This is a genomic window from Variovorax sp. P4_D9, from assembly GCF_056401695.1.
The window spans coordinates 1-10,222 of the sequence record NZ_JBFUIU010000310.1 but is presented as its reverse complement, the minus strand read 5'-3'; the positions used below and the strand labels follow the sequence as shown (position 1 = coordinate 10,222).

General features: G+C 66.6%; 9 protein-coding genes and 1 pseudogene. All 10 read left to right on the top strand.

Annotation, left to right across the window (positions count from 1 at the left end):
- Nucleotides 1-35 precede the first annotated feature (35 nt).
- On the top strand, nucleotides 36-1,298 hold the full coding sequence (locus tag AC1DY5_RS28330) for a LysR family transcriptional regulator (RefSeq protein ID WP_478116788.1): 1,263 nt from the start codon (nucleotides 36-38) through the stop codon (nucleotides 1,296-1,298).
- A 167-nt stretch (nucleotides 1,299-1,465) separates the two neighbouring features.
- Entirely contained in the window at nucleotides 1,466-2,959 is a 1,494-nt protein-coding gene (locus AC1DY5_RS28325) for an aldehyde dehydrogenase family protein (protein WP_478116786.1), read from the top strand.
- 35 nt (nucleotides 2,960-2,994) lie between these two features.
- A pseudogene (locus tag AC1DY5_RS28320) lies at nucleotides 2,995-3,735 on the top strand (ABC transporter substrate-binding protein); the annotation flags it as partial.
- A 109-nt stretch (nucleotides 3,736-3,844) separates the two neighbouring features.
- Nucleotides 3,845-4,198: an ABC transporter substrate-binding protein gene (locus tag AC1DY5_RS28315; RefSeq protein WP_478116790.1), complete on the top strand. Its 354-nt coding sequence runs from the start codon at nucleotides 3,845-3,847 to the stop codon at nucleotides 4,196-4,198.
- A gap of 13 nt (nucleotides 4,199-4,211) precedes the next feature.
- Nucleotides 4,212-5,084 carry a branched-chain amino acid ABC transporter permease gene (locus AC1DY5_RS28310; protein ID WP_478116784.1) on the top strand — a complete coding sequence of 291 codons (873 nt, stop codon included), beginning with the start codon at nucleotides 4,212-4,214 and terminating at the stop codon, nucleotides 5,082-5,084.
- Nucleotides 5,081-6,124, top strand: coding sequence for a branched-chain amino acid ABC transporter permease (locus AC1DY5_RS28305; RefSeq protein WP_478116782.1), 1,044 nt, complete (start codon nucleotides 5,081-5,083; stop codon nucleotides 6,122-6,124). The genes AC1DY5_RS28310 and AC1DY5_RS28305 overlap by 4 nt, the downstream gene beginning before the upstream one ends.
- Nucleotides 6,121-6,876, top strand: coding sequence for an ABC transporter ATP-binding protein (locus AC1DY5_RS28300; RefSeq protein WP_478116780.1), 756 nt, complete (start codon nucleotides 6,121-6,123; stop codon nucleotides 6,874-6,876). The genes AC1DY5_RS28305 and AC1DY5_RS28300 overlap by 4 nt, the downstream gene beginning before the upstream one ends.
- Nucleotides 6,869-7,570 (top strand): ABC transporter ATP-binding protein, encoded by a 702-nt coding sequence (locus AC1DY5_RS28295; protein ID WP_478116779.1) that lies wholly within the window; start codon nucleotides 6,869-6,871, stop codon nucleotides 7,568-7,570. The genes AC1DY5_RS28300 and AC1DY5_RS28295 overlap by 8 nt, the downstream gene beginning before the upstream one ends.
- A gap of 63 nt (nucleotides 7,571-7,633) precedes the next feature.
- Complete coding sequence (locus AC1DY5_RS28290; RefSeq protein WP_478116777.1) at nucleotides 7,634-9,289, top strand: GMC family oxidoreductase; 1,656 nt, start codon at nucleotides 7,634-7,636, stop codon at nucleotides 9,287-9,289.
- Nucleotides 9,290-9,316: 27 nt separating this feature from the next.
- A partial coding sequence (locus tag AC1DY5_RS28285) for an epoxide hydrolase family protein (protein WP_478116775.1) occupies nucleotides 9,317-10,222 on the top strand: 906 nt, incomplete at its 3' end.

Genomic DNA, 10,222 nt, shown 5'->3' with positions numbered 1-10,222 from the left:
GTCTATAGTTGCCGATGACCAGCCCGCTCGAGAAGATGGATCAGCCACTAGCCAAACCCTCCGTCGTTGCCGATGGGCTGACCCCTGTCTTCCAACTGAACCTGAGGCACCTGCGAGGACTGATCGCAGTGCACGAGCACGGCAGCATCAGCGCCGCGGCGGTCGCCGTGAGCCTCAGCCAGCCGGCGCTGACGCAGGGCATCCTCAAGCTGGAAAGTCAGCTCGGCGGGGTCCTGTTCGAGCGCCGCTCGGGCGGCATGACGCCGACGGCGGCCGGGCAACTGATGCTCGAGCGCGCCACTGCAGGCATGCGGCATCTGACCGCCGGCAGCAGGCTGATCGCCGGAACGGCTTTCGAGCCCGACCGGCGGTTGACGATGACCCAGCTGCGCGCCTTCCTCGGGCTCTTCAAAGCCGGCAGCTTCGCGGCTACTGCGATCGACCTGGGTCTGTCGCAAGCGGCCGTGCATCGGGCCGTGCGCGAGCTGGAAGAGGCGCTCGGAAAGAAGCTCGTGGAACGCCGGGGGCGAGGTGTTCACATGTCATTCGCCGGCCGGCGATTCGCGCGCAGCTGCTGGCTGGCGGTGAAGGAGCTCCGGGCGGCCCTATCGGAGCTCGGGCTCGATCCGCACAACCCGACCATCTCGGTAGGCACGACCCCGCTCGCCCGGGCATTCCTGGTGCCCGAAGCCATGTCGCTGATGGTGGCGGAGCGGTTCCCGGCCAGCTTCCGCGTGCTGGAAGGCAACTGGGGAGAACTGGTGGAGTCGTTGCGCGACGGCGTGATCGACCTCATCGTCGGCGAGCTGCCGACCGAGGGCGTGCCGGACCTGCAGTCGATTCCCTTCTACACCGAGGCGCCGATCGTCGTGGCCGGTCACCAGCACGCTCTGGTGGGCGAGGCCAGCCCGTCGAATAAGACGCTCGCCTCGTTTCCCTGGATCATCGCGCCGGAGACTTCGCCCCTGCGGGCCGAATGGGAGCGCCTGTTCCCGACGAGCAGGCCGCAGGTCCCGGTCGAGTGTGGCTCGATCATGATCATCGGTCGCCTGCTGACCAGCAGCGACATGCTGACGCTCGCCATGCCGGACCAGGTCGCGCTGCAGATCCGGAGCGGCCTGCTGGCCCGCATCGGCGAGCCCCTGGCCGGCAGCATGCCGACCATCGGCGCCACCATGCGCCAGAGCTGGCGACCCACGAGCGGGCAGCGGCGTTTCCTCGACCTGTTGCTTGAGGCCTCCGCGGGCCTCGGCACGGCTGCCAGCCGCAAGCCCCTGATCGAAGCGCCCTGGATCTGAAGCGCAATTCGCCGCCGGGCAATCCGTCGGCCTCGGAGGTCGAACTTCCGGTTTTTGAATAGCCATTCGATCATTTGAATTCAATGGTTGAGCCAATCGCTTTACATTGCGATCCGCCCATTTGATGAAGAGCGGTCCGTAAACGAGGCCGCTGGAGACACACAACCATGCAGCCAAGCAGCACGCGGCCCGTTCCGGCCTTTCTCGCCCAAGGTCCGAAGCGCCTGTTCATCGACGGCAAGCACGTTCCGGCCTTGTCCGGCAAGACCTTCAAAACCTTCAATCCCGCAACCGGCGCAGTGCTTGCCGAGGTGGCGCAGGGCGCGGCCGAAGACATCGACCTGGCGGTGAAGGCCGCCCGCCGAGCCTTCGAAGGCCCCTGGAGCAAGTGGCGACCCGCCGATCGCCAGCAGCTCATGCTGCGCCTCGCGGAACTGGTCGACCGCCACTACGACGAATTGGCGATGCTCGACACGCTCGACCTAGGGGCGCCGATTTCCCGCACCGTCCTCGGGCGCAAGCGCGCGGGCGCGCTGCTGCGCTACTACGGCGGCCTCGCGACCTCCACGCATGGCGAGACCATCGACAGCTCGTTCATGCCCCACGAGTCGCTGACCTATACGCTCAAGGAGCCGGTCGGTGTGGTCGGCGCGATCAATCCGTGGAACGGACCGATCGGCATGGCCATCTGGAAGCTGTGCCCCGTGCTGGCATCGGGCTGCACCGTCGTCCTCAAGCCGGCCGAACAGACGCCGTTGTCGGCCCTGCGCCTGGCGGAGTTGTGCGCGGAGGCGGGCGTGCCCGATGGCGTCGTGAACGTGGTGGTGGGATTGGGCGACGCCGGCGCCGCCCTGGCGGAGCACCCGGGCGTCGACAAGATCGCCTTCACGGGATCCACGGAAGTGGGTCGCAAGATCGTGCGGGCGTCGGCCGGCAACCTGAAGCGGCTGTCGATGGAGCTCGGCGGCAAGTCCGCCAACGTCGTGTTCGCGGACGCGAACATGGACATCGCAGTGGCGGGTGCGGCCATGGCGGTCTACATGAATTCGGGCCAGATCTGCAGCGCGGGCACGCGCATGTTCGTGCAGCGGCCCATTTACGACGAGTTCGTCGAGCGCGTCGCGGCCTTCGCCAAGGGCATCCGCGTCGGCGATCCGCTCGACGAAGCCACCCAGATGGGGCCGCTCGTGTCGTCGGAACAGCTCGACCGCGTCTGCGGCTACATGCAGCTGGGCAAGGAGCAGGGCGCCCGCGCGCTGGCAGGCGGCGCGCGACTCACGGACGGCGCTCTCGCGAACGGCTATTTCGTGCCTCCGACCCTGTTCGTCGACGTGGCCGACGACATGCGGATCGCGCGGGAGGAAATCTTCGGCCCCGTGGCCGCCGCGCTTCCTTTCGACACCCTCGACGAAGTGATCGCCCGTGGCAACGACAGCGAATATGGGCTCGGCGGCGGTGTCTGGACCTGCGACCTCAACAACGCGCACCGCGTCGCGAAGGGCTTGCGCACCGGGACCGTCTGGGTCAATTGCTACCAGGTCCTCGATCCCGCCGTGCCGTTCGGGGGCTACAAGATGAGCGGCTTCGGGCGCGAATCGGGCAACGAACACATCCAAGAGTATTTCGAGACCAAGGCCGTCATGGTCAAGCTGGACCAGTAGACGTCCAAGACCCATTCCAAATCCAAGGAGACAAGATGAACGAACTCAAGAAGCCATCGACCATTGCCCGGGTGGCTCTCGCCACCACCCTCGCATTCGGCGCGATCTCGGCCAGCGCCGCGGAAGATCTGAAGATCGGCACCGTGCTGTCCTTCTCACAGGTGATGGGCGTGTACGGCAACGCGATCCTCGACGGCATGAACCTCGCCATCGAGGAGGCCGGTGGATCGGTGGCGGGTCGCAAGATCGTGCTCGTCAAGGAAGACGACAAGAACGACCCGAAGGTGGCGCTGCAACTGGTGCGCCGCTATGTAAAGGACGAGAAGGTCGACTTCCTGGTGGGGCCGGTGGCCTCGCACGTTGCCGCCGCCATTCGGGACGAGGTGCATCGCTCCAAGACTTTCCTGCTTATCGCCAATGCCGGCAACGACGAGCTCACGCGAGAACTGTGCAGTCCCTACGTGATTCGCACCTCGTTCTCGAACTGGCAATGGAACTACCCGATGGGCGAGTACGCATCCAGCAAGCTGGGCAAGCGCGCAGCCATCGTGGCTTCGAACTATGTTGCGGGCAAGCAGATGGGTGGTGCCTTTGCGGACGGCTTCAAGAAGGGCGGCGGCACAATCGTGGACGAACAATGGCCCGCCATGGGCACGGCGGACTTCGCGAGCGTCATGACGAAGCTGCGCGGCCTCGGCGACGGCGTGGACGTCGTCTGGAACTTCATCCCCGGCAGCGGAACGGTCAACTTCATCAACCAGTTCGCTCAAGCGAAGCTCAAGCCCGCAACAGGTGGGCCCGCAGAGCAATGCCGACGAGTTCTTCTTCGACGCGCTGAAGGACAACGCGATCGGCGTGATCGGCTCCGGCCAGTACGTGCAGAGCATGGACACCCCGCGCAACCAGGCCTTCGTAGCGGCCTACAAGAAGAAGTACAACCGGCCGCCGGCACCGGTGGATGTCGCGGGCTACGACTCGATGCGCCTGATCATCGACGCGGTCCGTCGCCTGAAAGGCAACGTCTCGGACAAGGCGGCGGTGCGGCAGGCCATGATCGACGCGGAGATCGACAGTCCGCGCGGCTACTTCAAGATCGATCCCAAGGACGGCAACGTCGTCCAGAACATCTACATCACGAAAGTGGTCAAGCGGGCGAACGGCAGCTTCGCCCACGACGTGCTGGCGACGATGGAGAAGGTCCGGGACCCGGACACCTCCTGCAAGCTGAACTGGGACTGAGCGGTACGCGCGGATGAATACCGGAAGTCTCATCGAATACCTGGTCAATGGATTGCAGGCCGGGCTCCTCCTGTTCGTCATCTCGGCCGGCCTGACGCTGAGCTTCGGGCTGATGCGGGTCGTCAACCTGGCGCACGGATCGTTCTACATGCTGGGCGCTTTTGCAGGCCTGACCGTGGCGAAGCTGACCGGGTCTTTCATCCTGGGCGCGATGGTTGCCGCGCTGTCGGCCGCGGCGGCCGGCTGGTTGATCGAACGCGCGCTGTTTCGCCGGCTCTATCCGCGCGGGCCCTTCGCTCAGATGCTGGTGTCGTTCGGTCTCATCTTCGTCTTCGACGAGCTGGTTCGCATCGTCTGGGGCGGCGAGATTCAAAGCCTGCCCCGCCCGGCGCTGCTCAGCGAGTCGTACGAATGGATGGGCGCGAGCATCGAGGGCTACCGTCTCTTTCTCATCGGCTTCGGCGTCGTGGTCTGCGCCGCTCTCTTCACGGGCCTGGTCCGAACGCCGGTCGGCACCGCAGTGCGCGCCGCGGTGGACGATCGCGAGGCCTCGGAGCTTCTGGGCATGAAGGTGACGGCGCTGTTCAGCCTCGTCTTCCTTATCGGCGCGGGCCTGGCCGGCGTCGCCGGCTACGTGGCCATTCCGATCGTCAATGCGTTCCCGGGCATGGGCGACGACGTGCTGGTCTCCTGCCTCGTGGTGGTGGTCATCGGTGGCCTCGGCTCGGTGCTCGGATCGCTGCTGGCCAGCGTGCTGATCGGCTATGCGCTGACGGTGGGCCAGGTGCTGGTTGCAGGCTACGCGCCCGCGGTGATGTACGGCGTCCTGACGCTCGTGCTCCTGCTGCGGCCGAACGGTCTGCTGGGCAAGGCGGAGGGCGCATGAGCACGAGCACGAGCACGAGCACGATGGGCAGCGGCCGGCTTCGCTATGTTCCCCGGCTGGTGGCTGCGGCGGCCTTGCTGCTGCTGCCGCGCTTCTCGGTCGGATCGGGAACGGAATTCACGGCCGACATCCTGATCTTCGCGATCATGGCGATCGGGCTCTACGTGCAGATCGGCCTGCTGGGCCTGGTCAACTTCGGCTTCAGCGCCTTCTTCGGGCTGGGCGGGTACCTCGGTGCGCTGCTCCTGATGCGCCTCACGCCGTCGTTGCTGCCCTCGCTGGTCCTCACCGTGCTGGCCACCGCCGCGGTGGCGGCCGTGTTCGGATGGATCGCGCTCAAGACGCGGGAGATCGCGTTCACGATGATCACGCTGACCTTCGCGCAACTGCTGTACGTGCTGGCGGTTGCCAATGACAGCTGGACCGGCGGTGTCAACGGCTTGAGCGGGATTCCGCGTCCGGTGCTGCCGAAGGCGATCGCCGAACCCCTGGGCCTCGGCCTGGGCAGCGATGCGGGCTTCTATTACTTGGTGCTCGCACTCTTCGCGCTGGTGCTCTGGTTCGTCCACACGCTGTCGCGCTCGCGCCTGGGCGCGGTCTTCGCGGGCATTCGGGAGAACGAGGAGCGCATGGTCGTGCTGGGCTACGCCACCCAGCGCTACAAGCTGGCGGGCTTCGTCATCTCTGGCGCCATCGGCGGCATTGCGGGCTACCTGAACGCGACGCTGTTCGGATTCACCGGCCCCGGCTCGCTGTTCTGGACCGTGTCGGGCGAAGTGATCCTCATGGTCATCCTCGGCGGCACCGGTTCGCTGCTGGGCCCGGTGGTGGGCGCGGCGCTGTACGTGGGGCTGTCCCACTACGCGGTGTCCTACACCGACCATTGGCGACTCTACGTCGGGCTCGTCTTCATCGGGCTGGTGATGTTCGCGCCGGCCGGCATCGTGCCGATCGTGCGTGATCGCCTGCGGCGGCTCGCCGGATGGCGTGCCAGCGGCTCGGGCGGCCTGGCGGCGGTCGGCAAGGAGCAGGCACCATGAGCCGCGCGATCGAGCTTCAGGGCGTGAAGAAGCGCTTCGGCGACTTCGGTGCGGTCAATGGCGTGGACCTGGCGGTTCCCGCCGGGCAGAGATGTGCGCTGCTGGGCCCGAATGGCGCCGGCAAGACCACGCTTCTGAACCTGATCAGCGGCCGGCTTTCACTGAGCGCGGGACGGATCTCGGTGGCCGGCCACGACGTGAGTCGATCCAGCGCCGGGCGGCGTGCGCAACTGAGTGTGGGCCGCAGCTTTCAGAAGACAAACATCTTTCCGCAGTTGAGCCTGCTCGAGAATGTCCGTCTCGGCGTGCAGAACCGGGCGGGATGGAGCAACTGGAGTCCGTTCCGGGGCGCGGTGTCGAACCGGGCCTCCAACGAGAATGCGGAGCGCTGGCTGCGCAGGGTCAACATCCGGCGCCCCCACGAGGCTCAGGCCAGCGAGCTGTCCTATGGCGAGCAGCGCCAGCTGGAACTCGCGATCACGCTGGCGACCGAGCCCCGGATCGTGCTGCTCGACGAGCCGACGGCCGGAATGAGCCACGCCGAGACCTCGGTGATCCTCGACCTCATGGCCGAACTTCTGGAAGGCTTGACCGTCGTCATCGTGGAGCACGACCTCAGCGTGGTCGACCGCATCGCCCATCGCGTGGTGGTGCTCGAGCGAGGCAGCATCATCTGCGATGGAACGCCGGCCGAGGTGAAGTCCGACACGCGTGTGCAGAGCGCCTACCTGAAAGGAGCACACCGTGCTTGACGTCCGAGACCTCAGCGCGGGCTATGCGCAGTTCAGCGTGCTGGAAGGCATCAGCTTCACTGTCTCCGAGGGCGAGTTCCTGGGCATCCTGGGTCGCAACGGCGTCGGCAAGACGACGCTGCTGAAGACCTTGTCGGGTCCCGTGCGACCGTTCGCCGGCGAGGTCGTGTTCGGCGGCGTCGACGTGGCGCGCTGGAACAGTTCGGCGATCGCGCGGGCAGGGCTGGCGCTGGTGCTCGACCGCAAGGGCATCTTTCGCAGCCTGTCGGTGATCGAGAACCTGCGGCTCGCGGCCCGGCTGCACAAGGACAAGCCGCAGCGCTGGTCGGTGGACGACGTGCTGGGCATGTTCCCGCGGCTGTCCGAGCGATCGAAGGCGCCGGGTGGTGGCTTGTCGGGCGGCGAGCAGCAGATGCTGGCCATCGCGCGTGCGCTGGTGTGTCAGCCGCGCATGCTGCTGCTCGACGAACCCACCGAAGGGCTGGCACCGAAGATCGTCGACGAAGTCGTCGACCTGCTGCAGCGCCTGCGCAAGAGCGGGCTCACGGCGATCGTGGTCGACCAGCGTCTCGAGACGGTCTTCGATACCTGCGATGACGCGATCATCATGAGCCGGGGCGTTCCGGCTCTGCGCAGCAGCTGCCGGGACCTGAAGGAGCGGCCGGAGCTGCTCGAACAGTACCTGGGCGTTTGAAGTGAACTCGCAGGGCCGCGCGCAGCGGCGGACGAACATGAAAGATCGAATGGGCAAGACCGCATGAATGGCTTCGACTACATCATCGTGGGCGCCGGCTCGGCCGGCTGCGTCATCGCGAACAGGCTCTCGGCCGATCCGTCCGTCCGGGTTGCGCTGATCGAGGCGGGGCCTTCGGACCTGGGCTTCCCGACCAACGTGAAGGCGACTCTCCCGATAGGCAACGTCTTCCTGCTGCCGCACGCCCGGTACAACTGGCAGTACGAGTTCGCGGGCGGCGAGGGCGTCGGGCATCGCGTGATTCCCTGTCCGCGCGGCAAGATGCTCGGGGGTTGCAGCTCGGTCAACGGCTCGGTCTACATCCGAGGCCATCGCAGCGACTACGACGACTGGCTGGCCGCGGGGAATCCCGGCTGGGGCTTCGAAGACGTGCTTCCTTATTTCAAGCGCCACGAGCGCCGCTCGTTCGGCGACCGCGCCCTGCATGGCGGCGAAGGCGAACTGGATGTGCAGCAACCGCGGGCCGTCAATCCGCTCACCAAGGCCTTCGTCGCTGCGGCGGTCGCTGGCGGCCACCGCTCCACCGATGATTTCAATGGGCGGGACCAGGACGGCTTCGGTGTCTGGGACGTGAATCAGCGGACCGGGACGCGGCTGTCGAGTTCGCGCGCGTTCCTGCATCCGGTGATGTCGCGTCCGAATCTGACGGTACTCACCGATTGCTTCGTGGAGCGGATCAACGTCTCGAAGGGCGTCRCCACCGGCGTGACGGTCGTGAGGGCGGGCAAGAGGGAAACGCTGGACGCATCGCAGGAGGTGGTGCTGGCCGGCGGCGCCATCAACTCCCCGCAACTCCTGATGGTTTCGGGCATCGGCGCAGCCCGCGAACTCGAGCACCATCGGATCCGCGTGGTGCAGGACCTGCCCGGCGTCGGTCGCAACCTGCAGGACCATCCGTCCGTGCCGATTGCCATGATGGATCGGAGCGCAAGCGCCTATGCGCTGTCGTGGCAGTCGTTGCCGCGGGTCGCCGCGAGCCCGTTCCAATATCTCTTCGGGCGCCGTGGCATGCTGGCATCCAACGCGGCCGAAGGCGGCGGTTTCTTCCGCACCCGCCCGGAGCTTGATCGTCCGGACGTACAGGTGACGCTGTTGGCGGGCCTGAAGGGCACCGCGCGTGCGATCCCGCGCGAACACGGAATCATGCTTCTCGTCTCGCTGTTGCGGCCGACCAGCCGCGGCTGGCTGTCTCTCAGCTCGTCGAACCCCGCGGACAAGCCGGTGCTCCATCCCGCCTTCCTGGAGGCGCAGGAAGAGGTCAGGACACTGATCGCCGGGGTCAGGGAGACGCGTCGAATCCTGTCCCTCTCTCCCATCAGCGAGCAGCTGGGTGACGAGCGCACACCGGGCCGGGACAACCAATCGGACGAACAGCTTGAGCGCGCCATCCGGGCCACGCTGTCGACCGTCTACCACCCGGTGGGAACCTGCAAGATGGGCCCGTCTTCCGACGCCGCGGCAGTGGTCGATGCGAGGCTGCAGGTGCATGGCGTCGGCCGGCTGCGGGTGGCGGACGCTTCCATCATGCCCAACATCATCGGCGGCAACACCAGCGCGCCCACCATGATGATCGGCGAGCGGGTTGCCGATTTCATCCTGCAGCCTGCCGGTCCGGACAAGGTTCTCGTGGCGTCTCGGCCCGAGCCGGCGTTGGCGTAACGGCACCCGCGAACCGAACGCCAGCCGATGACGCCCTTCACGATCCAGGTCGGCGACGAGGTGATCGAAGCGCTCCGCCGCCGCCTGGCGGATGCCCGCTGGGCCGTCGCACCCGTCGACGATGCCGACTGGCGATATGGCACGGATGCGGGCTGGTTGCAGGGCCTGGTCGACCACTGGGTCTCGGCCTACGACTGGCGGGCCGCCGAGCGCGAACTCAACCGCTGGCCGCAATACAAGGCTTCCGTCGATGGTTCGGAGATCCACTTCTATCACGTGAAGGGATCCGGACGCCGGCCGCGCCCGCTGCTGCTCACGCACGGATGGCCCGGCTCGGTCCTCGAGTTTCAAGCTTGCATCGAGCGGCTGGCGTTTCCCGAGCGGCACGGCGGCGATGCGCGGCAGGCCTTCGATCTCGTCATTCCTTCCTTGCCGGGATACGGCTTCTCGGCGCGCCCCGCGCGCCCCATCGGCCCTCGTGCGGTCGCAAAGCTCTGGCGGCGGCTGATGGTGGAAGTCCTGGGCTATGAGGCGTTCGGGGCGCAGGGCGGCGATTGGGGCGCGGCCGTGACGAGCTGGCTCGGCATCGACCATGCGGACGTGACGCGGGGTATTCATCTCAACATGTTGCCCAGCTGGGTGTTTCCGCCGACCGATGGCGCCTCGCCGGACGAACTGTCCTACCACGCCCGCGTGGCGGCGGTGAGGGCGACGGAGATGGGCTACTTCGCGCTTCAAAGCACCAAGCCGCAGACTCTCGCTCTGGCGCTGACCGATAGCCCGCTCGGTTTCGCCGCGTGGGTATGCGAAAAGTTCAGATCCTGGGGCGACACGCGCGGCGACATCGAGAGCCGCTTCTCGTGCGACACCTTGATCACCAACCTGATGCTCTACCTGGTCAACGATGCCGTGGGTCCGGCGCTCTGGATGTAC

Coding starts and splice junctions, on each gene's coding strand:
- AC1DY5_RS28300 (WP_478116780.1), top strand. CDS start 6,121: ATGAGCCGCGCGATCGAGCTTCAGGGCGTGAAGAAGCGCTTCGGCGAC.
- AC1DY5_RS28305 (WP_478116782.1), top strand. CDS start 5,081: ATGAGCACGAGCACGAGCACGAGCACGATGGGCAGCGGCCGGCTTCGC.
- AC1DY5_RS28325 (WP_478116786.1), top strand. CDS start 1,466: ATGCAGCCAAGCAGCACGCGGCCCGTTCCGGCCTTTCTCGCCCAAGGT.
- AC1DY5_RS28315 (WP_478116790.1), top strand. CDS start 3,845: ATGGACACCCCGCGCAACCAGGCCTTCGTAGCGGCCTACAAGAAGAAG.
- AC1DY5_RS28330 (WP_478116788.1), top strand. CDS start 36: ATGGATCAGCCACTAGCCAAACCCTCCGTCGTTGCCGATGGGCTGACC.
- AC1DY5_RS28310 (WP_478116784.1), top strand. CDS start 4,212: ATGAATACCGGAAGTCTCATCGAATACCTGGTCAATGGATTGCAGGCC.